Below are 23,660 nucleotides of genomic sequence, written 5' to 3'. Positions count from 1 at the left end.
CCCCTGGAGGGGTGCGGGGAACCGCGCGACCAGCCACGAACCGCCCGCGGCCGCCCCGCGGGGGATCAGCTTCCGTGCGTCTCCCGGACCCGCAGCGCCCGCGCCAGGTCGTCCAGTTCGTCGACGAGCCGGCGGCGCAGGGACGGGACGGGGTCGGCGTCGCGCAGGCAGTCCGCGCCGAGGCGGAGGGTGTCGGCGTCCACGGCGTGGGCGGGGAAGGCGAAGCGGCCGGCGGCGGCCGCGATGGCGGGGCCGCGGCGGGCGGCGACGGCGACCGCGTCGGGGAAGTAGCGCGGCACGTACGCGCCCAGCAGGTCGGCCTGTTCGGGCTGCCAGAAGCCCTGGGCGGTGGCGGTGAACAGGTAGTTGGAGAGGTCGTCGGAGGCGAACATGGCGTCCCAGGCGCGGGCCTTGGCCGCGGCGTCGGGCAGCGCGGCGCGGCAGCGGGCGGCGCCTTCCTGGCCGGTGGCGCTGGGGTCGCGGTCGAGTTCGGCGGCGATGGCGGCCTCGTCGGTGGCGCCGAGGACGGCGAGTCGGGTGAGGATGCGCCAGCGCAGCTCGGGGTCGAGTTCGGGACCGCCGGGGACGGTGCCGTCGGCCAGCCAGGCGGCGATGGTGTCGGGGTGGGCGGCGGTGGCGATCCGGTGCCGTACGGCGATCAGCCGCCGCCCGGGGTGGTCGCCGTCCTCGGTGCGGCGGATGAGGTCGCGGCACAGGTCGGTGAGGGTGGCCAGGGCGGCGGGCCGCCGGTCCGGGGTGAGGCAGCGGTCGGCGATGTGGCCGTGGGCGAAGGCGAGCACGCCCTGGAGGAGGGCGAGGTCGGTCTCGTACGGCAGGTGGGTGCGGGCGGCGTCCAGGTAGGCGGCGGGGTCGAGTTCGCCGTCGCGGACGGCGTCGCGCAGGGCGTTCCAGACGACGGCCCGGGTGAGCGGGTCGGGCAGGCCGGAGAGCCGGTCGCGGACGGTGGCGAAGGACTCGGGGTCGAAGCGGACCTTGGTGTAGGTGAGGTCGCCGTCGTTGAGCAGCAGCAGGGCGGGGCGTTTGCCGAGGGTGTGCGGTTCGCGCTGCGGGATGTCGAGTTCGAGGCGGGTGCGCGGGGTGAGCCGGTGCTCGTCGGTGAGGTCGGGGTCGTAGAGGCCGACGGCGACGCGGTGCGGGCGGCTGCCGGTGTGGTCGACGGTGAGGGTGCGGGTGCCGCCGGGGCCGGGGGTGAGGCGGGGGGTGAGGGTGTCGACGCCGGTGGTGCGCAGCCAGGCGTCGGCCCAGGCGGGCACGTCTCGGTCGGTGGCGGCGGCGAGGGAGTCGATGAAGTCGGCGAGCGAGGCGTTGGCGAACTTGTGCCGGGCGAAGTGGATGTTGATGCCGGCCAGGAAGTCCTTCTCGCCGAGCCAGGTGACGAGCTGGCGCAGGGCGGAGGCGCCCTTGGCGTAGGAGATGCCGTCGAAGTTGAGCAGGGCGGAGGCGGTGTCGGGGACGTCCTCGGGGGCCACGGGGTGGGTGGAGGGGCGCTGGTCGGCGTCGTAGCCCCAGGACTTGCGGGTGACGCCGAACTCGGTCCAGGGCCCGCTGAAGCGGGTGGCCTCGGCGGTGGTCTGGTAGCCCATGTACTCGGCGAAGGACTCGTTCAGCCAGATGTCGTCCCACCAGCGCAGGGTGACCAGGTCGCCGAACCACATGTGGGCCATCTCGTGGGCGATGACCATGGCGCGGGTCTGGCGTTCGGTGTCGGTGACGGCGGAGCGGTAGACGAACTCGTCGCGGAAGGTGACCAGGCCCGGGTTCTCCATCGCGCCGGCGTTGAACTCGGGGACGAACGCCTGGTCGTAGGAGTCGAAGGGGTAGGGCTCGTCGAACTTCTCGTGGTACCGGTCGAAGCAGGCGCGGGTGAGGTCGAGGATCTCGTCGGCGTCGGTGTCCAGGTGCGCGGCGAGCGAGCGGCGGCAGTGGATGCCGAAGGGCAGGCCGCGGTGTTCGGTCGTGACCGAGTGCCAGGGGCCGGCGGCGACCGCGACCAGGTAGGTGGAGATCGGCGGGGTGGTGGCGGCGGTCCAGCGGCCGTCGTCGGTCGGTTCGGTGACGCCGTTGGCGAGGACGGTCCAGCCTTCGGGGGCGCGGACGGTGAGGTCGAAGCGGGCCTTGAGGTCGGGCTGGTCGAAGGCGGCGAAGACGCGCTGCACGTCGTCCATGAAGAGCTGGGTGTAGAGGTAGGTCTCGCCGTCGGCGGGGTCGGTGAAGCGGTGCATGCCCTCGCCGGTGCGGGAGTAGGCCATGGCGGCGTCGACGCGCAGTTCGTGGTCACCGGGGGTGAGGTTCTTCAGCGGCAGCCGGTTGTCGTCGAGGGCTGCCGGGTCGAGCGGGTGTCCGTCGAGGGTGACGCTGCGCAGCTGGGCGGGCCTGACCTCGACGAAGGTGTCCTTGGCGGCCTTCTTGCCGCGGACGGTGAAGCGGATGGTGGTGCGGGAGTCGAAGGTCTCGTCGCCACCGGTCAGATCGAGGGCGATCGTGTAGTGGTGCACGTCGAGGGCCTTGGCACGGGTCTGCGCTTCGTCGCGCGTCAGTACGGACATGGACGACATGCTGCCCGATGCCGCCCGGAGGGCACAGCGGCGGTGCGGTACGCGGCTTATGTCCGGTCTTTCTGGAGGCTTCCGCACTCCTCCTCGCGCGCCTCCCCGCGCATCTCCTCATGCGGGTGGGGGCGGCCGGGACGGGCGGGACCGCCCCCGGCGTGCTCCCCGGCGTACTCCCGCAGGCGGGCGCGCAGGTCGCGCAGTTCGCGTTCGAGGGCGATCTGGTGCCGGTGGGTGTCGTAGAGGTGGCGGACCTTGGTGCGCAGGGTCCAGGGGTCCACCGGTTTGAGGACCAGGTCGGCGACGCCCAGCCGGAAGGCGGCGGCGCTCAGCTCGGGGTCGAAGCCGAAGCCGGTGAGCAGGACCACCGGGATGCGCTGGGTCTGCTCCACCCGGCGCATGTAACGGACCACGTCGAGGCCGTCGACGCCGGGCATCCGTACGTCGAGCAGGAGCAGGCCGACCTGGCCGCGCAACACCTGCTTGAGCGCCTCGTCGCCGCTGGTGGCCCGCTGGAGCCGGTAGCCGAGCGGGGCGAGGGCGCTCTCCAGGGCGTAGAGCGTGTCCACGTGGTCGTCGACGATGAGTATTCCGGGGTCCGGGAGCGCTCCGGCGCCCGGCGGGGGTGCGGCATCCGACGGCATGGCCCGACGTCCCTTCCTCGGGCACGTCCGGTGGCGTGCGAGGAGCCGGCGGCGGGTGTCCGTCGCCCGGCGGGGGGTGCACAGCGCAGCATGCCCCGTGCAAGCCCGTGTGTCACTCCCCCGGGTGCGACCTCGGCCGGGAACCACCGCGATCCGCCGGGATCAGTCGGGCGCGGGGGCAAAGCCGTGGCCGGCGTGCTCCGCGATGCGTTCGTGGTGGTGGATGACCTCGGCGATGATGAAGTTCAGGAACTTCTCGGCGAAGGCCGGGTCGAGTTTGGCGCTTTCGGCCAGGGTCCGCAGCCGGGCGATCTGTTCGGCCTCGCGGGCCGGGTCGGCGGGCGGCAGCTGGTGGCGGGCCTTGAGGTGGCCGACCTGCTGGGTGCATTTGAAACGTTCGGCGAGCATGTGGACGACGGCCGCGTCGATGTTGTCGATGCTGTCGCGCAGCCGGACGAGTTCCTCGCGGACGGCGGGGTCGGCTCCACTGTTACCGGTGTTGCTGGTGGTCATGACGGGTCAGCCTACGGGTCGGGGCGCGGCCGGCGCCGGACCGTCTCAGGACCCGAAAAGCAGGACCCGAAAAGGGGGCGGTGCGACCGGAGCGGGGCGGGGCCGGACAGCGCGCCGTACAGTGGAAGAGGGTTCTCGGCGTCGTGGGGGTGCGGACGTGGCGGACGACGGGCCGGTCGAGCGCGGCTTCCCGCACCTGGAGACGGTGCGGGCCGCCGTCACCGCGCTGTACCGGCGGCTGTCGTACGACACCGTCCAGACCTTCGCGGCCAGTGTGGCGCCGGCCGACGTGGCGTTCTGCGACACGGACGACCTGTATCTGGGCGCGCAGCGGGTCGCCCACGAGCTGGTACGGCACTACCGCCTCCCGGACGCGCGGCTGATCGTCTCCTTCCGGGCGATGTCCCACGCCGCCCATGTCGAACTGGCCGCCGGGCCCGAGTACTTCGTCGAGCTGAACGACCGCTTCCGCACGCACCGGCGGGACATCGGGGCGGCCCTGGCGCACGAGGTGACGCACGTCTACCTGCACCGGCTGGGGCTGTCGTTCCCGGGCACGCGGGACAACGAGATCCTGACCGACACGGTGACGGCGTATCTGGGCGCGGGGTGGCTGCTCCTGGACGCGTTCCGCCAGGACGCGGGGTCCTCGCAGAAGCTGGGGTATCTGACGCCGGAGGAGTTCGGGTACGTGCTGGCCAAGCGGGCGGCGGTGTTCGGGGAGGACCCGTCGGTGTGGTTCACCAGTGCGCAGGCGTACGCGGCGTACGCGGCGGGCCGGGAGCGGGCCCGCCGGGACGAGCGGCAGCCGCCGCTGACGGCGGCCGGCTGGGCGGGGCGGCGGCGCTATGCGCGCGACCGGCGGCATGCCCAGGAGCACCGTCCCGCCGGGGGGCCGGGGGTAGCGTACGCGTTCTCCCCCGACGGGCGGGTGTCGTTCCCCTGCCCGACCTGCCACCAGCGCATCCGGGTACCGGTACGGGGGCGGGTGCGGGCGCGGTGCGGGCTGTGCAGGACGGTTCTTGACTGCGACACGTGAGCTGAACGCGCCCGGTGAGGGGCGCGGGGCTGTTCAATGCCCCCCTCGGGTCACCTCCCGGTACTCCTCCTCCGTGGGCTTCGCCACGTACGTCCCCGGCCCGTACATCGCCCGCGCCAGCCTTGCCCGCAGCCGGTGCGTCGCAGGCACCCTGCGGGCCACCCCGTTGCCGTCCACCCGCGCTCCCGCCTCGTACGGCGGAGCCTGTTCGTGCTGGGTGAGCACGAACCGCTGGGCCCGCGTCAGCGGTTCGTGCACCTCGATGTACTCGCCGTGCGGCAGGCGCCGGATGATGCCCGACTCGCGGCCGTGCAACACCTTGTCGCGGTCGCGGCGCTGGAGGCCGAGGCAGATGCGACGGGTGAGGACGAAGGCGAGGACCGGGGCGGCGAAGAAGGCGATCCGGACGAACCAGGTGATGGCGTTGATGGACAGGTGGAACCGGGTGGCCCACAGGTCGTTGCCGCCGCCGACCAGCAGGACCGCGTACTGGGTCAGCCAGGCGACGCCGAGGCCGGTGCGGGTGGGGACGTTGCGCGGCCGGTCCAGCACGTGGTGCTCGCGTGTGTCACCGGTGATCCACGCCTCGACGAACGGGTAGCCGCCGATCGCGGCGAGGAGCAGCGGGAAGAGCATGAAGGGGATGAAGACGCCCAGTTGGAGGGTGTGGCCCCAGGCGTTGATCTCCCAGCCGGGCATCACCCGGATCAGGCCCTCGGAGAAGCCGAGGTACCAGTCGGGCTGGGCGCCGGTGGTGACCAGGTCGGCGCGGTAGGGGCCGAAGGCCCAGACGGGGTTGATCGTGGCGATCGCGCCCATGACCGACAGGGCGCCGAAGACCAGGAAGAAGAAGCCGCCCGCCTTGGCCATGTACACCGGGAGGAACGGCATGCCGGTGACCGACTGCTCGGTGTGGCCGGGCCCGGGGTACTGCGTGTGCTTGTGGTAGAAGACCAGCGCCAGGTGGGCGACGACCAGGGCGAGGATGATGCCGGGCAGCACCAGGACGTGGACCGGGTAGAGCCGGGAGATGATGTCGTCGCCGGGGAACTCGCCGCCGAAGAGGAAGAAGGCGAGATACGTCCCCACCAGCGGGATGGACAGGATGGCGCCCTGGGCGAAGCGCAGGCCGGTACCGGAGAGCAGGTCGTCGGGGAGTGAGTAGCCGGTCAGGCCGGTGATCAGGGCCAGCATCAGCATGGTCCAGCCGAACACCCAGTTCAGCTCGCGCGGCTTGCGGAACGCGCCGGTGAAGAACACCCGCATCATGTGCACCAGCAGTCCGGCGCAGAACACCAGGGCCGCCCAGTGGTGGATCTGCCGGATCAGCAGTCCGCCGCGGACGTCGAAGCTGATGTCGAGGGTGGACTCGTAGGCGCGGGTCATGATGACGCCGTTGAGCGGTTCGTAGGAGCCGTGGTAGACGATCTCGACGCTGCTGGGCTCGAAGAAGAGGGTGAGGTAGACGCCGGTGAGGACGAGGACCAGGAAGCTGTAGAGGCAGACCTCGCCGAGCATGAAGGACCAGTGGTCCGGAAAGACCTTGCGCATGTATGTCTTGCCCAGCGCATAGACGCCGAGGCGGCCGTCGGCCCAGTCGGCCACCCGCTCGCCCGGCCCCGGTTCGCTGCGTCGTGCGCCCATGACACGCCCCCCTCGGCCGACCCCAGGGTGCCATGAGCACGTCGGCGCGCAACAGGGCCCGTGTCAGGGCTGGTTGACGATGCCCTTGGCCCGCGCGTCCACCAGCCACTTGGGGAACTCACCCACCAGGCGGTCGTACAGGTCGGCGTCGGACACCGTGCGCGGGTCCGGTCCGGCGTGGAAGAAGCCGGCGTTGTCGACGACCCGCTTCCGCGGGACGGGCAGGTCGTCCAGCTTGCGCAGGTAGTCGAACTGCTTGCTGTCCGGGTCGCCGAAGCCGATGAACTGCCAGAACAGCGGCAGCCGGGCGGCCTTGCACAGGTAGCGCTCGGCGGCCAGGCGGTTGATCGGGCCGCCGTCGGTCTGGAAGACGACCAGGGCGGGGGCGGTGGAGCCGCTGTCCAGGTAGTGGTCGATGACGGCGTCCATGGCCAGGTGGTAGGCGGTCTTGCCCATGTGGCCGAGGCCCGCCACGATCCGGTCGATCCGGCCCTGGTGGTCGGCGAGCGCGATGTCGGTGACGGCGTCGACGTCCGTGGAGAAGAACACCACCGGCACCGTGCCGTCGTCGTCGAGGTGCGCGGACAGCGACAGCACCCGGTCGGCGAGCGCCTGCACGCTGCCGTCCTTGTAGTACGGCTTCATCGAGCCGGAGTAGTCGATGACCAGGTAGACCGCGGCCCGCTCCCCGTCCAGCCCGTGCTTGGTCAGTGAGACACCGGCGCTCTTGTACAGGCTGACCAGCGCGGGCGCGCTCTCCTGGACCTTGCTGAGACTGATCGCGGCCATCCGGACTCCCCCTCGTGCGACGCCACCCCGGCTGCCGAGGTTACGGCACTGATCGACCCTGCTCTCAGCCCGTCCACAGGCGTTCGCTATTTTGTTCGCCACCCCAGCGTCCCCCCAGCACCCAGAGGAGCCGGCTCTTGGAGCCCGAGCCCGTCGTCACGACCTGCTACCGCCATCCGGCGGTGGAGTGTCATGTCCGCTGCACCCGGTGCGAGCGGTACATCTGCCCGGACTGCATGCGTGCGGCGTCCGTCGGTCACCAGTGTCCGGGATGCGTGAAGGAGGGGGCGCGGTCGGTGCGCCGGGCCCGCACCGTCGTCGGCGGCCGGGTCACGACGACGCCCGTGGTGACGTACGCGCTGATCGCGCTCAACGTGCTGGCCTACGTCGCCGAGGTGGTCCGCCCGGAGATCGTGGACCGTTTCTCGATGGTGGCCGCGCGGCTGATCGGGCCGGACGGCGGTCACTACGTCTACCAGGAGACCTACCCCCAGGGCTTCAACGCCGAGGGCGTGGTGGCCGGCGAGTGGGAGCGGCTGCTGACCGGCGGCTTCCTCCATCTCCAGCCGACCGAGGGCACGTTCGGCCTGCTGCACATCGTGATGAACATGGCCGCGCTGTGGCAGCTGGGCCGGGTGGTGGAGCCGATGCTCGGCCGGGTCCGGTATCTGGTGCTGTATCTGCTGGCGGTGCTCGGCGGCTCGGTGTGCGTGCTGCTGCTGGCCGGCCCCGGGCAGGCGTCGGTGGGTGCCTCGGGCGGCGTCTTCGGGCTGGGCGCGGCGTACTACGTGCTGGCCCGCCGGGTCGGGGCCGACCTGGGGCCGGTCAACCGGTTCATGGCCTGTCTGCTGCTGTGGCTGCTGATCTCGGCCGGACTCACCTCCTGGCAGGGCCACCTCGGCGGCCTGGTGACCGGGGGCCTGGTGGCGGCGGCGTTCGCCTGGGCGCCCCGCGACGGCCGCCGGGCGCTGGTACAGGCGGGCGCGTGCGCCGCGCTGCTGGTGGTGCTGGCGGTGACCGCGCTGACCCGGGTGGCGGCGCTGACGGGCGGGGGTGCGGTGTGAGACGGCTCCCGATGTTCTGCTGGGCGGCCGGGCCGGCCGACGCGGGCGCCGCGACCCGCACGGCCGCCCCGACCGACGGAGGTGCCGCATGAGGCGCGGTGTGCTGATCTTCGCGGCCGTGCCGGTGGTGGCCACGGCGGCGGTCTTCCTCTTCTCGCCGTCGGACTCCGGCGACGCCCCGTCCGCTCCGCCCGCCGCGACCGCCCGGTCCGCCCGCGAGGAGGCCAAGGACCGGGCCGAGCGGGAGCGGGAGCAGGACGACGCGGTGATCGCCGACCTGCCGGCCGGGCTGGCCGCCCCGGACAAGAAGGAGCTGGCGCAGCGCCTGGTGGCGAGCGCCGACAACTCCACGCTGGACTGGCGCGGCCTGTACGGCAGCATCGAGGACCTCGGTGACGGGCAGGGCTACACCGCGGGCATCGCCGGTTTCTGCACCGGCACGCACGATCTGCGCACCCTGGTCGAGCGGTACACCGACGACCACCCGGACAACGGCCTGGCCCGCTATCTGCCCGCCCTGCGGAAGGTGGACGGCACCGACTCGCACGAGGGTCTGGACCCGGGGTTCACGGCCGCCTGGCAGGCGGAGGCCGAGGTTCCGGCGTTCCGGAAGGCGCAGGAGGAGGAGCGCGACCGGGTGTACTTCGAGCCGGCCGTGCGGCTGGCCAAGCTGGACGGGCTGGCCACGCTGGGCCAGTTCGTGTACTACGACGCGATCATCTTCCACGGCCCGGACACCGGGGCGGACGGCTTCTACGGGCTGCGCGAGCAGGCCATGAAGCGGGCGAAGACCCCGGCGGCGGGCGGTGACGAGAAGGAGTTCCTGGACGCCTTCCTCGACGTGCGCCGCGCGGCGCTGCGCGACAGCCGGGACGGCGACACCAGCCGGGTGGACACCGCCCAGCGGCGGTTCCTGGCGGCCGGGAACCTGGCGCTGGCGACGCCCCTCACCTGGCAGGTCTACGGCGACACCTACCAGGTGCCCTGAGCGCTGAACGTGCGGCGGCGCCCGCCCCGTGTCCGGTCGGGGACGGGGGCGGGCGCCGTCTGTGTTCCGTACGCCTTTGTACGGGACAGTTCTGGCGGGACCGGCGCGCGGTGTCAGACCATCAGCGCGCGGTCGGTCGGGCGGATCGGGGCCGGCAGTTCGCTGGCGCCGGTCAGGAAGCGGTCGACACCCTTGGCGGCCGAGCGGCCCTCGGCGATCGCCCACACGATGAGCGACTGGCCGCGGCCGGCGTCACCGGCGACGAACACGCCGGGGACGTTGGTCTGGAAGTCGGCGTCGCGGGCGATGTTGCCGCGCGGGTCCAGCTCCAGGCCGAACTGCTCGACCATGCCGTTGGCCCGGTCGGTGCCGGTGAAGCCCATGGCGAGGGTGACCAGCTGGGCCGGGATCTTGCGCTCGGTGCCCGGCTTCGGGGTGAGCCTGCCGTCGATGAACTCGACCTCGACCAGGTGCAGCCACTGGACGTTGCCGTCCTCGTCGCCCTCGAAGTGGGTGGTGTTGACGGAGTAGACCCGCTCACCGCCCTCCTCGTGCGCCGAGGTGACCTTGTACAGCATCGGGAAGGTCGGCCACGGCTGGCGTACCGCGTCCCGCTCGTCACCGGGCCGGGGCATGATCTCCAGCTGGGTGACGGAGGCGGCGCCCTGGCGGTGCGCGGTGCCCACGCAGTCGGCGCCGGTGTCGCCGCCGCCGATGACGACGACGTGCTTGCCCTCGGCCGAGATCGGGGAGGTGACGTAGTCGCCCTCCTGGACCTTGTTCGACAGCGGCAGGTACTCCATCGCCTGGTAGACGCCCCCCAGTTCGCGGCCGGGGACCGGCAGGTCGCGGGCGGTGGTGGCGCCCACGGCCAGCACGACGGCGTCGTAGCGCTTCTTCAGGTCGCCGGCCTTGATGTCCTGGCCGACCTCGACGCCGGTGCGGAACCGGGTGCCCTCCGCGCGCATCTGCTCGATACGGCGGTTGATGTGCCGCTTCTCCATCTTGAACTCGGGAATGCCGTACCGCAGCAGGCCGCCGACCCGGTCGGCGCGTTCGAAGACGGCGACGGTGTGGCCGGCCCGGGTGAGCTGCTGGGCGGCGGCCAGTCCGGCCGGGCCCGAGCCGATCACCGCGACCGTCTTGCCGGACAGCCGCTCGGGGATCTGCGGCCGCACGTCACCGGTGTCCCACGCCTTGTCGATGATGGAGACCTCGACGTTCTTGATGGTGACCGGCGGCTGGTTGATGCCGAGCACACACGCCGACTCGCACGGAGCCGGGCACAGCCGGCCGGTGAACTCCGGGAAGTTGTTGGTGGCGTGCAGCCGCTCGGAGGCGGCGGACCAGTCCTCGCGGTAGGCGTAGTCGTTCCACTCGGGGATCAGGTTCCCGAGCGGGCAGCCGTTGTGGCAGAACGGGATGCCGCAGTCCATGCAGCGGCTGGCCTGCTTGCTGATGATCGGCAGCAGGGAGCCGGGCACGTAGACCTCTTTGAAGTCCTTGACGCGCTCGTCGACCGGGCGGGACTTGGCGACCTCGCGGCCGTGGTTCAGGAAGCCCTTGGGGTCAGCCATTGATCGCCGCCTCCATCATCTTCTCGGTGATCTCGGATTCGGAGAGACCGTCTCGCTCGGCGGCGTCCTTGGCGGCGAGCACTGCCTTGTACGTGCTGGGGATGATCTTGCTGAAGCGTTCGGCGGACGCGGACCAGTCGGCGAGCAGCTTGCCCGCGACCGTGGAGCCGGTCTCCTCGGCGTGCCGGCGCACCACGTCGTGCAGCCAGGCCCGGTCGGTGTCGTCCAGGGCCTCGATCGCGCCGACGTTGCCGGCGTTGACGTTGTCCCGGTCCAGGTCGATGACGTAGGCGGTGCCGCCGGACATGCCGGCCGCGAAGTTGCGTCCGGTCTCGCCGAGGACGACCGCCTGGCCGCCGGTCATGTACTCGCAGCCGTGGTCGCCGACGCCCTCGGAGACGACCAGCGCGCCGGAGTTGCGCACGCAGAAGCGTTCGCCGGTCTTGCCGCGCAGGAACATCTCGCCGCCGGTGGCGCCGTAGCCGATGGTGTTGCCGGCGATGACGCTGTACTCGGCGAGGTGGTCGGCGCCGCGGTCCGGGCGGACGATGATCCGGCCGCCGGACAGGCCCTTGCCGACGTAGTCGTTGGCGTCGCCCTCCAGGCGCAGCGTGACGCCGCGCGGCACGAAGGCGCCGAAGGACTGGCCGGCCGAGCCGGTGAAGGTGATGTCGATGGTGTCGTCGGGCAGGCCGGCGCCGCCGAACTTCCGGGTCACCTCGTGGCCGAGCATGGTGCCGACCGTGCGGTTGATGTTGCGGATGGCGACCTGGGCGCGGACCGGGGCCGCGTCGGCGGCGCCGGTGGCGGACAGCGCGTCGGCGGCGAGCTTGATCAGCTCGTTGTCGAGCGCCTTCGCCAGGCCGTGGTCCTGCTCGGTGACCCGGTGCCGGACCGCGCCGGCGGGCAGCTCGGGCACGTGGAACAGCGGGGCCAGGTCCAGGCCCTGGGCCTTCCAGTGGCTTATGGCGCGGGTGACGTCGAGGGTCTCGGCGTGCCCGACGGCCTCCTCGATGGAGCGGAAGCCCAGCTCGGCGAGGATCTCGCGGACCTCTTCGGCGATGAACTTGAAGAAGTTGACGATGTACTCGGCCTTGCCGGAGAACCGCTCGCGCAGCACCGGGTTCTGGGTGGCGATGCCGACCGGGCAGGTGTCCAGGTGGCAGACGCGCATCATGACGCAGCCGGAGACGACCAGCGGCGCGGTGGCGAAGCCGAACTCCTCGGCGCCGAGCAGGGCTGCGATGACCACGTCCCGGCCGGTCTTGAGCTGGCCGTCGGTCTGCACGACGATCCGGTCGCGCAGGCCGTTGAGCAGCAGCGTCTGCTGGGTCTCGGCCAGGCCCAGCTCCCAGGGGCCGCCCGCGTGCTTCAGGGAGGTCAGGGGCGAGGCGCCCGTGCCGCCGTCGTGGCCGGAGATGAGCACCACGTCCGCGTGCGCCTTGGAGACACCCGCGGCGACCGTGCCGACGCCGACCTCGGAGACCAGCTTGACGTGAATGCGCGCCTGGGGGTTGGCGTTCTTCAGGTCGTGGATCAGCTGGGCGAGATCCTCGATGGAGTAGATGTCGTGGTGCGGCGGCGGGGAGATCAGGCCCACGCCCGGCGTCGAGTGCCGGGTCTTGGCGACCCACGGGTAGACCTTGTGGCCGGGCAGCTGGCCGCCCTCGCCGGGCTTGGCGCCCTGGGCCATCTTGATCTGGATGTCGTCGGCGTTGACCAGGTACTCGCTGGTCACACCGAAGCGGCCGGAGGCGACCTGCTTGATGCTGGACCGGCGGGCCGGGTCGTACAGCCGGTCCGCGTCCTCGCCGCCCTCACCGGTGTTGGACTTGCCGCCCAGCTGGTTCATGGCGATGGCGAGGGTCTCGTGCGCCTCCTTGGAGATGGAGCCGTACGACATGGCGCCGGTGGAGAACCGCTTGACGATCTCGCTGACCGGCTCGACCTCGTCGACGGGGATCGAGGGGCGGTCGGACTTGCCGTTCTTACTTGTCTTCAGGGCGAACAGACCGCGGAGCGTCATCAGCCGCTCGGACTGCTCGTTCACCCGGTCCGTGTACTTCTTGAAGATGTCGTACTTGCCGGAGCGCGTCGAGTGCTGGAGGCGGAAGACCGTCTCCGGGTCGAACAGGTGCGGCTCGCCCTCGCGGCGCCACTGGTACTCGCCGCCGATGTCGAGGGCGCGGTGGGCCGGCGCGATGCCGGAGGCGGGGTACGCCTTGGCGTGCCGGGCGGCGACCTCCGCCGCGATGACGTCGATGCCGACGCCGCCGATCTTGGTGGCGGTGCCGTTGAAGTACTTGGTCACGAACGCCTGGTCCAGGCCGACGGCCTCGAAGACCTGGGCGCCGCGGTAGGAGGCGACGGTGGAGATGCCCATCTTGGACATGACCTTCAGGACGCCCTTGCCGAGGGCGTAGATCAGGTTCCGGATGGCCTGCTCGGGCTCCATGCCCGGCAGGAAGGTGCCCGCGCGGACCAGGTCCTCGACGGACTCCATGGCCAGGTACGGGTTGACCGCGGCGGCGCCGAAGCCGATCAGCAGGGCGACGTGGTGCACCTCGCGGACGTCGCCGGCCTCGATCAGCAGGCCCACCTGGGTGCGCTGCTTGGTGCGGATGAGGTGGTGGTGGACGGCGGCGGTGAGCAGCAGCGACGGGATCGGCGCGTGCTCGGCGTCGGAGTGCCGGTCGGAGAGCACGATCAGGCGGGCGCCGTTGTCGATGGCGGCGTCGGCCTCGGCGCAGATCTCCTCGATCCGGGCGGCCAGCGCGTCGCCGCCGCCGGAGACCCGGAACAGGCCGGAGAGGGTGGCGGCCTTCATGCCCGGCATGTCGCCGTCGGCGTTGATGTGGATGAGCTTGGCCAGCTCGTCGTTGTCGATCACCGGGAAGGGCAGCACGACGGAGCGGCAGGCCGCGGCGGTCGGCTCGAGCAGGTTGCCCTGCGGGCCGAGCGCGGAGCGCAGGGAGGTGACCAGTTCCTCGCGGATGGCGTCCAGCGGCGGGTTGGTGACCTGCGCGAAGAGCTGGGTGAAGTAGTCGAAGAGCAGCCGGGGGCGGTCGGAGAGCGCGGCGATCGGCGAGTCGGTGCCCATCGAGCCGATCGGCTCGGCGCCGGCCTTGGCCATCGGCGCGAGGAGGACCCGCAGCTCCTCCTCGGTGTAGCCGAAGGTCTGCTGGCGGCGGGTGACCGAGGCGTGGGTGTGCACGATGTGCTCGCGCTCGGGCAGGTCGCCCAGCTCGATCTCACCGGCTTCCAGCCAGTCGGCGTAGGGGTTCTCGGCGGCGAGCTGGGCCTTGATCTCGTCGTCCTCGATGATGCGGTGCTCGGCGGTGTCCACCAGGAACATCCGGCCGGGCTGGAGGCGGCCCTTGCGGACCACCTTCGCGGGGTCGATGTCGAGGACGCCGACCTCGGAGCCGAGCACGACCAGGCCGTCGTCGGTGACCCAGTAGCGACCGGGGCGCAGGCCGTTGCGGTCCAGGACCGCGCCGACCTGGGTGCCGTCGGTGAAGGTGACGCAGGCCGGGCCGTCCCAGGGCTCCATCATCGTGGAGTGGTACTGGTAGAAGGCGCGCCGGGCCGGGTCCATCGAGTCGTGGTTCTCCCACGCCTCGGGGATCATCATCAGCACGGAGTGCGGCAGCGACCGGCCGCCCAGGTGCAGCAGCTCCAGGACCTCGTCGAAGGAGGCGGAGTCGGAGGCGTCGGGCGTACAGATCGGGAAGAGCCGCTCCAGGTCCGCGGAGGACCCGAAGACGTCCGAGGCGAGCTGCGACTCGCGGGCCACCATCCAGTTGCGGTTGCCCTTGACCGTGTTGATCTCGCCGTTGTGCGCGACGAACCGGTACGGGTGGGCCAGCGGCCAGGACGGGAAGGTGTTGGTGGAGAACCGGGAGTGCACGAGCGCGATCGCGGAGGCGAACCGGCGGTCGGACAGGTCCGGGAAGAACGGCTCCAGCTGGCCGGTGGTCAGCATGCCCTTGTAGACGATGGTCCGGGCGGACAGCGACGGGAAGTAGACGCCGATCTCGCGCTCGGCGCGCTTGCGCAGCGCGAAGGCGCGGCGGTCGAGGGCGATGCCCTGCGAGGCGCCGTCGCTGACGAAGATCTGCCGGAAGACCGGCATGGTCGAGCGGGCGGTGGCGCCGAGCAGCTGCGGGGCGACCGGCACCTCGCGCCAGCCGAGGACGGTCAGGCCCTCCTCGGCGGCGATCGTCTCGATCCGCGAGACGGCTTCGTCGGTGCCGTGCTCCGGCAGGAAGGCGATGCCGACGGCGTAGTGACCGGCCTCGGGGAGGCTGAATCCGGCCACCTCGCGGAAGAAGGCGTCCGGCACCTGGGAGAGGATGCCGGCGCCGTCACCCGAGTCGGGCTCGGAGCCGGTGGCGCCCCGGTGCTCCAGGTTGCGCAGCACGGTGAGGGCCTGGTCGACCAGCGTATGGGACGCCTCGCCGGTGAGAGTGGCGACGAAGCCGACGCCGCAGGCGTCGTGCTCGTTGCGGGGGTCGTACATACCCTGCGCAGCAGGGCGAGCATCCATGAAGGACCAGTTCTGGCCATTCGCGGAGTGCTGGGACGGCTGGCGCGGCGTACGCATCGGCTCTCCCGTCGTCGTCAGTGGCAAAGTGCGAAATGTGCCGAGGGACGACGTTGGCCCTCTGCGTTGCTCAAGATGAGCGCAAAATTTCGTGCAGGTTACATGATGGAACGGTTCTCGGAAACCGGATATTCCGTTCCAACATGCGGACGCCAGGGGGTACGTGGCGGGGGTACCGACACCCGTTGGCGAAAGCTGTGGGGGTCCGGCCGGGACAGATCGATGTCCGTCGGACCAAGGGGCGGAACAGGCGTCGTCACCCGTTCCGCGGATGTGCCGCGGGCACCTTTGCCCACAGCGCTTACGGCTCATGCCCGGTGGTCATGCGCTCGAAACCATTGAGCAACGAGTAATGACTACTTATGCGGCCCAACGCATAAGTCCGGGAGCCGGGCTATCCTACGGCCGTTCCGAACAAACCGCCCAGGACGTACGTCACACCCGCCGCCGCGCCGCCGAGCAGCAGCTGCCGCAGTCCGCTGTACCACCAGCTGCGCGCGGTCACCTTGGCCACCACGGCACCGCTCAGGAACAGCCCCGCCAGCGCCAGCAGCACGGCCGGCCACAGCACGGTGGCGCCGAGCAGGTAGGGCAGGACGGGGAGGAGTGCCCCCAGCGCGAACGAACCGAACGACGACACCGCCGCGACCAGCGGGGACGGCAGGTCGGAGGGGTCGATGCCCAGCTCCTCGCGGGCGTGTATCTCCAGCGCCTGCTCGGGGTCGCGGGACAGCTGCCGGGCCACCTCGCGGGCCAGCGCCGCGTCGACGCCGCGCCCCTCGTAGAGAGCGGCCAGCTCGGCCTCCTCGTCCGCCGGGTGCTTGCGCAGTTCACGCCGCTCGACGTCCAGCTCGGCCTCGACCAGCTCGCGCTGGGAGGCGACGGAGGTGTACTCGCCGGCCGCCATGGAGAAGGCACCGGCGGCCAGACCCGCGAGACCGCTGATCACGACGGTGTGCTGGCTGGCGGTGCCGCCGGCCACGCCGGTCATCAGCGCGAGGTTGGAGACGAGTCCGTCCATCGCACCGAAGACGGCGGGCCTGAGCCAGCCGCCATTGACGTCCCGGTGGGTGTGGTTGTCGCGGTGCGCCTCATGCAGGGTCGCTTCGGTTTCGATGATGGCCACGAGGCCCCCCTCTAGCTTCTTCAGGCTTCTTTAGACTTCGTCCACTTCTTGACAACCACCAATCTACGCCGGTCATTCCCCGGCCGCCAGCAAGGAAAGGCTGGGCTAACCTGCGGTTTTACCCTTGAACGCTCATCCGTGCCCTAGTCCGCACATATGTCGACCGGGTGATGGTGCGGCTCAGGAGGCTGCGGGGCGGCGCGCACCGGGGACAGTTCCGCAAAGTCCCGAAGGGGCTGTGAGGGAAGGAGCCGTCGGGTGGCAGCACTCCGGGAACGGGCGCGGGGCGCACTGCTCGGCCTGGCCGTCGGCGACGCCCTGGGGGCGCCGGCCGAGAACCTGAAGCCCTCCCAGATCCGGGCCCGCTGGGGCCGCATCACCGGGTACGTCGCCGAACACCCGGCCGGCACCGACGACACGGAGTACGCGATCTTCTCCGGGCTGCTGCTCGCCCGGCACGGCTCCGCGCTCACGCCCGCGCACGTGGAGGCGGCCTGGCACGAGTGGATCGCCGACCGCGACGAGGGCCCGTTCCGGGGCGCCGGATTCAGCGAACGCGGCACCCTGGAGAACCTGCGCCGGGGGCTGGCCGCCCCCATCTCGGCCCAGCACCGGCACGCCTGGAGCGACGGGCTGGCCATGCGGGCCGCGCCCTACGGGGTGTTCGCGGCCGGCCGTCCCGCGGAGGCGGCCCGGCTGGTGGCGGTCGACGGCTCGGTCAGCCATGACGGCGAGGGCATCTACGGCGGCCAGGCGGTGGCCGCCGGGGTGGCGGCGGCGATGGCGGGGGCGCCGGCCGGCGCGGTGGTGGCCGCGGCGCTGGCGGTCGTGCCCGACGACTCCTGGACGGCGCGCTCGCTGCGCCGGGCGGTGACGGCGGCCCACCGCGGCGAACGCGCCGTCCGCCGCGCGGTGGTCGTCGGCGGTTACCCCTGGACCGACCTGGCCCCGGAGGCGGTCGCCCTCGCCTTCGGCGCGTACGCGGCGGCCGACGGGGACTTCGCCCAGGCGGTGCTGACGGCCGTCAACATGGGGCGCGACGCCGACACCACGGCGGCGGTCGCGGGCGCGCTGGCCGGCGCGGCGCGCGGCATCGACGCGATCCCGGCCGAGTGGGCGGCCGCGATCGGCCCGGCCCGCGGCAGCTGTCTCCCGGCGATGGCCGGCCACCATGTCCTGGCGGTGGCGGACCTGCTGACGGCGGCGGCGCAGCAGGCGCAGCGGACACAGCAGACACAGCAGGCGCCGAAGACGCCGGACTCGCCGGCCGCCCGCTCCTCCCGGGTCCCCTCATGACCCGCCGCCGCACCCCGCCCGAGCCCCCCGGCACCACGGCCTACGCCGCCGCCCCGCCCGACGTCACGGCGCCCCCGTCGACCGCCGGCAGCGGACAGCACCGTACGGAGACCGCCCCCCGCCGGGTGGAGGGACTGCTGCTCGGACTCGCCGCCGGGGACGCCGCCGGCTGGCCCGCCGCCCGGCACCGGGCCGCCCGGATGCCGGAGTGGACCCGGCGCCTCACCCGGGAACTGGACACCTTCGCCGAGCAGAACGCCACCACCACCCTGCCCGTCCCCATCGCCCTCAACCAGCCCCCCGAGCCGCTGCGCCTCGGCCCCTCCGACGACGCCGAGTGGGCGGCGTTCGCGGCCGAGGCGGTGCTGCGGGCCGGCGACGCGAGCACCCTCGGCGACCTGAGCCGGGACCGCCGTATCCGTACCGCCATCGATCTGACCTGGAGCGCGATCGCCGCCGAGGTCGCCGCCGCGGCGGACCGCGCGCCCGAGGTCGAGTCGGCGGTGCTGCCGCTGCGGGCCCGGATCTCGGTGCGGGCCGGCCTCGGCAACCTCGCCGCCGGGCTGCGCCCGCCCGCCACCGGCCACGACAACCCGCACTACTTCGACGACGCCGCCTGCGTCCGGGCCTGCGCCCTGGCCACCGCCCACCCCGGTGAGCCCCGGCTCGCCGCCGCGCTCGCCGAGTTCGACGCCCGCTACACCCAGGACGGCGACGGCGTGCACGGCGCGCGGGCGATGGCGGCGGCCCTCGCGTGCGCCCTCGCCGGCGCGGACGTGCGGGCGTGCGTGACGGCCGCGCTCGCCGAGCTGCCCGCGGCCACCGAGATCGGCCGCAACACCCGGCAGGCCCTGGCCCTGGCGGCGGCCGCCGAGAGCACCTTCGCCCTGGTCCCGCTCCTGGAGCACCAGATCGTCGACCACGTCTACAGCTACGGCATCGCCGCCGCCGAGACGGTCCCGGTCGCGCTCGCCCTGGCCACCGCCGCGCGCGGCCGGATCGCCGAGGCGGTGCCGGCGGCGGCCTGTCTGTCCCGGGTCGCGGACTCCGCCCCGGCCCTGGCCGGCGCCCTGACCGGCGCCCTCGGCGGCGGTACGGCGATCCCCGCCACCTGGCGGGACACCTGCCGCACCCTGCCCGGCTGCGTCCTGCCCCGCCTCACCGGCACGGACCTGGTGGAACTCGCCGGCCGCCTGGAAGCGGCGCGACCGGCCCGACCGGAAGGACCGCACCCCGCATGACCCCCACCGCGGAAGACACGCTGGCCGAACGGATCACCGGCGCCCTGGTCGGCGCGGCCGTCGGCGACGCGCTCGGCGGCCCCGTCGAGGGCTACTCCCCCGAGCAGATCGTCGAACGGCACGGCGGCCGGGTGCACGGGATCGTCGGCCCCTGGCACGGCGACGCCTGGCGCACCGCCCGCCCGCTCGCGCCATACCACAAGGGCGACGGGCACGTCACCGACGACACCCTGATGACGCACGCGCTGATCAGGGTGTACGCCACCGTCCGCGACCACCTCGACGCCTACGCGGTCGCCGAGCACCTGGTCCCGGACCTGATGACCACCCCGCGCTGGATTCCGGAGCTGGCGGCCGAGGCACTCCCCCTCCAGCGGATCTTCCTGGCCGAGAAGTGGCTCGTGGCCCGGCTGCACTACGGCCACGTCGACCCGCGCGAGGCCGGGGTCGGCAACGTCGTCAACTGCGGCGCGGCGATGTACGCGGCCCCGGTCGGCCTGGTCAACGCGGCCCACCCGGCGGGCGCCTACGCCGAGGCGCTGGACCTGGCGGGCGCGCACCAGTCGTCGTACGGCCGGGAGGCGGCCGGTGTGCTGGCGGCGGCGGTCGCGGCGGCCTGCGCGCCCGGCGCCACCCCGCATTCGGTGGTGGACGCCTGTCTGTCACTGGCCAAGGACGGCACCCGGGAGGCGATCGAGAAGGTCTGCGAAGTGGCCGCCCGGTACCGGGACTTCGAGTCGGCCCTCGCCCCACTGCGCGCGGCGATCACCCCGTACGACACGGTCGGCCCGGACTACCGCGCCCCGTCCCTCGGCGCCCGCCGCCCGTCCCGGCTGCACGCCATCGAGGAACTCCCCGTCGCCCTGGGCATGGTGCTGGTGGCCGGCGGCGACTTCCGGCACGCGGTGCTCGGCGCGGTCAACTACGGCCGGGACTGCGACTCCATCGCCACCATGGCCGGCGCGATCACCGGCGCGCTGGGCTCCCCGGTACCACAGGAGTGGGCGAAGACGGTCGCGGAGGCGAGCCGGCTCGACCTGTGGGCGCCGGCCGTCACGCTGACCGAGGTGGCGCGGGAGGTCTTCGCCCGGGACGTGCGGCGGCGCCGGGCGCACGAGCGGGCGTTCGCCGGGATCGGAGCAGCCCGGTGCTCCGTCTGACCTGGGCGCAGCCCGAGGACCTGATCGGTCACGAACTGCGCCAGGCCGCCCAGGACGGCCGGGACGCGGCGGCCGTCGCCGGGCGCTGGCGGGCGGCCGGCGGCTGCGACGCCCCGGCTCGCGCGGGCGCCTCCCCCGAGCCGGCCACCCGCTGCCTGCGGTTGCTCGCGGCGGAGCTGCTGGACGAACTGGCCGAGCTGCCCTGTCCGTCGGCCGAGCACGAGCCGACCGACCTGGCCGGGATCAGGGCCCGCTGCCCGCACTGGCCCGCCCCCGTCGGGAGAGCCGCCGCGGACCCCGCCCGGCTGGCGGCCGCCTGGCTCGGCCGGGCGGTCGGCTGCCTGCTCGGCAAACCGGTGGAGAAACTCCCCCTGGACGCCATCCGCCGCCTCGCCCGCGCCACCGGCAACTGGCCGCCGACCGCGTACTTCACCGCCCGCGGCGTCCCCGCCGACCTGCTCGCCGCGCACCCCTGGAACCGCCGCTCGGCCGCCACCTCCCTGGCCGAGAACATCGACGGCATGCCCGAGGACGACGACCTCAACTACCCGCTCCTGAACCTGCTGCTGCTCCAGCGGCACGGCCGCGCCTTCAGCACCGACGACGTGGCCCGGATCTGGCTGGACGAGCTGCCGGCGGGCCGCGTCTTCACCGCCGAACGCGTCGCCTACCGCAACCTGCTGGCCGGCCTGGAACCCCCGGACACCGCCCGGTACCGCAACCCGTTCCGGGAGTGGATCGGCGCCCTGATCCGCGCCGACCTGCACGGCTGGACCAACCCCGGCGACCCGGCCGCCGCCGCCGAACAGGCGCACCGCGACGCGGTCCTCACGCACACCGCCAACGGCGTCTACGCGGCCATGTTCGCGGCGGCCGTCATCGCCGCCGCCGGCACCGGCCGCCACGACGTGCACGCCTGTCTCGCCACCGGGCTGACGGTCGTACCGCCCGCTTCCCGGCTGGCGACGGCGGTCCGCGAGGCCGTCGAACTGGCCGCCGCCCACGCCGACTTCGACACGGTGGTGGACCAGCTGCACGCCCGGCACGCCGGCCATCACTGGGTGCACGCCGTCCCCAACACCGCCCTGATCGCCGCCGCCCTCACCCACGCCGACGGCGACTTCGCCGGGTCGGTCGGCCGGGCCGTCTCCGGCGGCTGGGACACCGACTCCAACGGGGCCACCGCGGGCAGCGTCGCCGCGCTGCTCACCGGCGACCCCGGCGCCCTCCCGCAGCACCTCACCGCCCCGCTCAAGAACCGCCTCGCCAGCTCCGTCGCCGACTTCGACGGCACCGGCTTCGACGCCCTCGCCCACCTCACCCACCGGGAGGCCACCCGCCCATGACCGCCGCCCCCGCGCCCCTCACCGGCCTGCGCGTCCTGGACCTCGCCACCCTCTTCGCCGGCCCGCTCGCCGCGACCATGCTCGGCGACTTCGGCGCCGAGGTGATCAAGGTCGAGCACCCGGACCGGCCCGACCCGTCCCGCGGCCACGGCCCGTCGAAGGACGGCATCGGCCTGTGGTGGAAGCTGCTCGGCCGCAACAAGCGCACCATCACCCTGGACCTGTCCAAGCCCGGCGGCCGCGACACCCTGCTGCGCCTCGCCGCCGGCGCGGACGTCGTGATCGAGAACTTCCGCCCCGGCACCCTGGAGCGATGGGGCCTGGGCTGGGACGAACTGCGCGAGGTCAACCCCCGGCTGGTCCTCACCCGCGTCACCGGCTTCGGCCAGTTCGGTCCTTACTCCCATCGCCCCGGCTTCGGTACCCTCGCCGAGGCGATGAGCGGCTTCGCCGCGATGACCGGCGAGCCGGACGCGCCGCCGACCCTGCCGCCGTTCGGCCTGGCCGACTCGATCGCCGCGCTGGCCACGGCGTACGCGGTGCTGACCGCGCTGGCGGCCCGGGACCGGACCGGCGAGGGCCAGGTCGTCGACATGGCGATCATCGAACCGATCCTGACCGTGCTCGGCCCGCAGCCGCTCTGGTACGACCAGCTCGGCCACGTCCAACCGCGCACCGGCAACCGGTCCGCGAACAACGCCCCGCGCAACACCTACCGCACCGCCGACGGCACCTGGGTCGCCGTGTCCACCTCCGCCCAGTCGGTGGCCGAGCGGGTGCTGCGCCTGGTGGGCCGCCCCGAGCTGATCGACGAGCCCTGGTTCGCGACCGGCGCCGGCCGGGCCCACCACGCCGACCTGCTGGACACGGCGGTCGGCGACTGGATCGCCGGCCGCCCCCGCGCCGAGGTGCTCGCCGCCTTCGAGGCGGCCGAGGCCGCCATCGCCCCGGTCCAGGACGTACGGGATGTCATGGCCGATCCCCAGTACCAGGCGCTGGACAGCGTGACGACGGTCGACGACCCGGAGCTGGGGCCGCTGCGGATGCAGAACGTCCTGTTCCGGCTGTCCGCCACGCCGGGCGCGATCCGCTGGGCGGGCCGGCCGCACGGCGCGGACACCGACGAGGTGCTCAGCGAGCTGGGCCTGACCCCGGGCGACCTGAAACTGCTGCGCGAGGCGGGCGCCGTATGACCCCGCACCCGCTGACCTGGCTGTACGCCCCCGGCGACCGGCCGGACGTGGTGGCGAAGGCGCTGACCTGCGGCGCCGACGTGGTGATCGTGGACCTGGAGGACGCGGTCGCCCCGGACCGCAAGGAGTACGCCCGCGCCGCCACCGCCGAGCTGCTCGGCGCCCCGCAGCCGGTGCCGGTGCACGTCCGGGTCAACGCCCTGGACAGCGGGTGGGCGGCGGCCGACCTGGCCGCGGTGGCCGCGCTGCCCGGTCTGTCCGGACTGCGGCTGCCCAAGGTGACCGCGCCGGACCAGGTGGTCCGGGTGGCGGGGGCGGCGGCCGGGGTGCCGCTGTACCCGCTGCTGGAGTCGGCCCTCGGGGTGGAGCGGGCGTACCTGATCGCCGCCGCCCACCCGGCCGTGCGCGGCATCGCTCTCGGCGAGGCCGACCTCCGCGCCGACCTGGGGGTGAGCGGCGGCACCGGCCTCGACTTCTGCCGCTCCCGGGTGGTCGTCGCCGCCCGGGCGGCGGGGCTGGCGCCGCCCTGCCAGTCCGTCCACCCCGACACCCGGGACCTGGCCTCACTCGCCGCGTCCTGCGCCCACGGGCGGTCCCTGGGGTTCCTGGGGCGGGCCGCCATCCACCCCCGTCAGCTGCCGGTCATCGAGCGGGCGTATCTGCCCGGCGCGGCGGAGCTGGACGCGGCCGAGGCGGTGCTGAAGGCGGCGGCGGTGGAGCAGGGCGCCCTGGCGCTGCCGGACGGGCGGTTCGTCGACGCGGCGGTGGTCGCGGCGGCGCGGCGGACGCTGTCGCTGTCCCGGCGGCCGTAGCGCACACGAGGGCGCCCGGGGCGGTACGGCCCCGGGCGCCCTCGTCGAGGTG

17 protein-coding genes are annotated in these 23,660 nt (G+C 73.1%); 9 read left to right on the top strand and 8 right to left on the bottom strand.

Annotated features, from left to right (window positions below):
- Window positions 1-65 precede the first annotated feature (65 nt).
- From pepN to ACTT8P_RS12445, 3 genes are all read right to left on the bottom strand, one after another.
- Window positions 66-2,567: an aminopeptidase N gene (pepN, locus tag ACTT8P_RS12455; protein ID WP_442831660.1), complete on the bottom strand. Its 2,502-nt coding sequence runs from the start codon at window positions 2,565-2,567 to the stop codon at window positions 66-68.
- A 56-nt stretch (window positions 2,568-2,623) separates the two neighbouring features.
- A complete protein-coding gene (locus ACTT8P_RS12450) occupies window positions 2,624-3,214 on the bottom strand; it encodes a response regulator (RefSeq protein WP_442831659.1) in 591 nt (196 codons plus the stop codon).
- A 162-nt stretch (window positions 3,215-3,376) separates the two neighbouring features.
- Window positions 3,377-3,727, bottom strand: a complete 351-nt coding sequence (locus ACTT8P_RS12445) for a chorismate mutase (RefSeq protein ID WP_442831658.1) — start codon at window positions 3,725-3,727, stop codon at window positions 3,377-3,379.
- Between the two features lie 157 nt (window positions 3,728-3,884).
- On the opposite strand from ACTT8P_RS12445, the gene ACTT8P_RS12440 reads away from it, so the two are divergent.
- Window positions 3,885-4,766: a hypothetical protein gene (locus ACTT8P_RS12440; RefSeq protein WP_442831657.1), complete on the top strand. Its 882-nt coding sequence runs from the start codon at window positions 3,885-3,887 to the stop codon at window positions 4,764-4,766.
- Between the two features lie 33 nt (window positions 4,767-4,799).
- On the opposite strand, the gene qcrB is transcribed toward ACTT8P_RS12440, so the two are convergent.
- The gene (gene qcrB / locus ACTT8P_RS12435) at window positions 4,800-6,410 is read right to left on the bottom strand and encodes a cytochrome bc1 complex cytochrome b subunit (RefSeq protein ID WP_442831656.1); all 1,611 of its coding nucleotides are present in this window, start codon (window positions 6,408-6,410) and stop codon (window positions 4,800-4,802) included.
- A 63-nt stretch (window positions 6,411-6,473) separates the two neighbouring features.
- Window positions 6,474-7,199, bottom strand: coding sequence for a vWA domain-containing protein (locus tag ACTT8P_RS12430; RefSeq protein ID WP_442831655.1), 726 nt, complete (start codon window positions 7,197-7,199; stop codon window positions 6,474-6,476).
- A 137-nt stretch (window positions 7,200-7,336) separates the two neighbouring features.
- On the opposite strand from ACTT8P_RS12430, the gene ACTT8P_RS12425 reads away from it, so the two are divergent.
- A complete protein-coding gene (locus ACTT8P_RS12425) occupies window positions 7,337-8,263 on the top strand; it encodes a rhomboid family intramembrane serine protease (protein WP_442831654.1) in 927 nt (308 codons plus the stop codon).
- Window positions 8,264-8,351: 88 nt separating this feature from the next.
- The gene (locus tag ACTT8P_RS12420; protein ID WP_442831653.1) at window positions 8,352-9,251 is read left to right on the top strand and encodes a chitosanase; all 900 of its coding nucleotides are present in this window, start codon (window positions 8,352-8,354) and stop codon (window positions 9,249-9,251) included.
- A gap of 113 nt (window positions 9,252-9,364) precedes the next feature.
- Here the strand turns inward: ACTT8P_RS12420 and ACTT8P_RS12415 are convergent, their stop codons facing one another.
- The 3 genes from ACTT8P_RS12415 to ACTT8P_RS12405 form a co-directional block, all read right to left on the bottom strand.
- Window positions 9,365-10,828, bottom strand: a complete 1,464-nt coding sequence (locus ACTT8P_RS12415; RefSeq protein ID WP_442831652.1) for a glutamate synthase subunit beta — start codon at window positions 10,826-10,828, stop codon at window positions 9,365-9,367.
- Complete coding sequence (gltB, locus tag ACTT8P_RS12410) at window positions 10,821-15,434, bottom strand: glutamate synthase large subunit (RefSeq protein ID WP_442831651.1); 4,614 nt, start codon at window positions 15,432-15,434, stop codon at window positions 10,821-10,823. Before gltB ends, ACTT8P_RS12415 begins: the two co-directional genes overlap by 8 nt.
- 394 nt (window positions 15,435-15,828) lie before the next feature.
- The gene (locus ACTT8P_RS12405; RefSeq protein WP_442831650.1) at window positions 15,829-16,560 is read right to left on the bottom strand and encodes a VIT1/CCC1 transporter family protein; all 732 of its coding nucleotides are present in this window, start codon (window positions 16,558-16,560) and stop codon (window positions 15,829-15,831) included.
- 258 nt (window positions 16,561-16,818) lie between these two features.
- Here ACTT8P_RS12405 and ACTT8P_RS12400 point away from each other — a divergent pair, with 258 nt between their 5' ends.
- Genes ACTT8P_RS12400 through ACTT8P_RS12375 form a run of 6 tightly spaced genes read left to right on the top strand, consistent with a single transcriptional unit; the run spans window position 16,819 to window position 23,608 of the window.
- The gene (locus tag ACTT8P_RS12400) at window positions 16,819-17,856 is read left to right on the top strand and encodes an ADP-ribosylglycohydrolase family protein (RefSeq protein WP_442831649.1); all 1,038 of its coding nucleotides are present in this window, start codon (window positions 16,819-16,821) and stop codon (window positions 17,854-17,856) included.
- Complete coding sequence (locus ACTT8P_RS12395) at window positions 17,853-19,097, top strand: ADP-ribosylglycohydrolase family protein (protein WP_442831648.1); 1,245 nt, start codon at window positions 17,853-17,855, stop codon at window positions 19,095-19,097. Before ACTT8P_RS12400 ends, ACTT8P_RS12395 begins: the two co-directional genes overlap by 4 nt.
- The gene (locus tag ACTT8P_RS12390) at window positions 19,094-20,257 is read left to right on the top strand and encodes an ADP-ribosylglycohydrolase family protein (protein WP_442831647.1); all 1,164 of its coding nucleotides are present in this window, start codon (window positions 19,094-19,096) and stop codon (window positions 20,255-20,257) included. The genes ACTT8P_RS12395 and ACTT8P_RS12390 overlap by 4 nt, the downstream gene beginning before the upstream one ends.
- Window positions 20,245-21,603 (top strand): ADP-ribosylglycohydrolase family protein, encoded by a 1,359-nt coding sequence (locus tag ACTT8P_RS12385; protein WP_442831646.1) that lies wholly within the window; start codon window positions 20,245-20,247, stop codon window positions 21,601-21,603. The genes ACTT8P_RS12390 and ACTT8P_RS12385 overlap by 13 nt, the downstream gene beginning before the upstream one ends.
- The gene (locus ACTT8P_RS12380) at window positions 21,600-22,796 is read left to right on the top strand and encodes a CaiB/BaiF CoA transferase family protein (RefSeq protein WP_442831645.1); all 1,197 of its coding nucleotides are present in this window, start codon (window positions 21,600-21,602) and stop codon (window positions 22,794-22,796) included. Before ACTT8P_RS12385 ends, ACTT8P_RS12380 begins: the two co-directional genes overlap by 4 nt.
- Window positions 22,793-23,608: an HpcH/HpaI aldolase/citrate lyase family protein gene (locus ACTT8P_RS12375; RefSeq protein WP_442831644.1), complete on the top strand. Its 816-nt coding sequence runs from the start codon at window positions 22,793-22,795 to the stop codon at window positions 23,606-23,608. The genes ACTT8P_RS12380 and ACTT8P_RS12375 overlap by 4 nt, the downstream gene beginning before the upstream one ends.
- Window positions 23,609-23,660 lie beyond the last annotated feature (52 nt).

The sequence above is a fragment of the Streptomyces sp. JW3 genome, assembly GCF_052216785.1.
Lineage (GTDB): Bacteria > Actinomycetota > Actinomycetes > Streptomycetales > Streptomycetaceae > Streptomyces.
The sequence above is the reverse complement of the archived record's forward strand: the minus strand, read 5'-3'. Positions and strand labels throughout refer to the sequence as shown.

What these genes read in the sequence shown, in the direction of transcription:
- ACTT8P_RS12375 (WP_442831644.1), top strand. Translation starts at nt 22,793, where the DNA reads ATGACCCCGCACCCGCTGACCTGGCTGTACGCCCCCGGCGACCGGCCG.
- pepN (WP_442831660.1), bottom strand. Translation starts at nt 2,567, where the DNA reads ATGTCCGTACTGACGCGCGACGAAGCGCAGACCCGTGCCAAGGCCCTC.
- gltB (WP_442831651.1), bottom strand. Translation starts at nt 15,434, where the DNA reads ATGCGTACGCCGCGCCAGCCGTCCCAGCACTCCGCGAATGGCCAGAAC.
- ACTT8P_RS12445 (WP_442831658.1), bottom strand. Translation starts at nt 3,727, where the DNA reads ATGACCACCAGCAACACCGGTAACAGTGGAGCCGACCCCGCCGTCCGC.
- ACTT8P_RS12430 (WP_442831655.1), bottom strand. Translation starts at nt 7,199, where the DNA reads ATGGCCGCGATCAGTCTCAGCAAGGTCCAGGAGAGCGCGCCCGCGCTG.
- ACTT8P_RS12450 (WP_442831659.1), bottom strand. Translation starts at nt 3,214, where the DNA reads ATGCCGTCGGATGCCGCACCCCCGCCGGGCGCCGGAGCGCTCCCGGAC.
- ACTT8P_RS12390 (WP_442831647.1), top strand. Translation starts at nt 19,094, where the DNA reads ATGACCCCCACCGCGGAAGACACGCTGGCCGAACGGATCACCGGCGCC.
- ACTT8P_RS12380 (WP_442831645.1), top strand. Translation starts at nt 21,600, where the DNA reads ATGACCGCCGCCCCCGCGCCCCTCACCGGCCTGCGCGTCCTGGACCTC.
- ACTT8P_RS12420 (WP_442831653.1), top strand. Translation starts at nt 8,352, where the DNA reads ATGAGGCGCGGTGTGCTGATCTTCGCGGCCGTGCCGGTGGTGGCCACG.
- ACTT8P_RS12415 (WP_442831652.1), bottom strand. Translation starts at nt 10,828, where the DNA reads ATGGCTGACCCCAAGGGCTTCCTGAACCACGGCCGCGAGGTCGCCAAG.
- ACTT8P_RS12395 (WP_442831648.1), top strand. Translation starts at nt 17,853, where the DNA reads ATGACCCGCCGCCGCACCCCGCCCGAGCCCCCCGGCACCACGGCCTAC.
- qcrB (WP_442831656.1), bottom strand. Translation starts at nt 6,410, where the DNA reads ATGGGCGCACGACGCAGCGAACCGGGGCCGGGCGAGCGGGTGGCCGAC.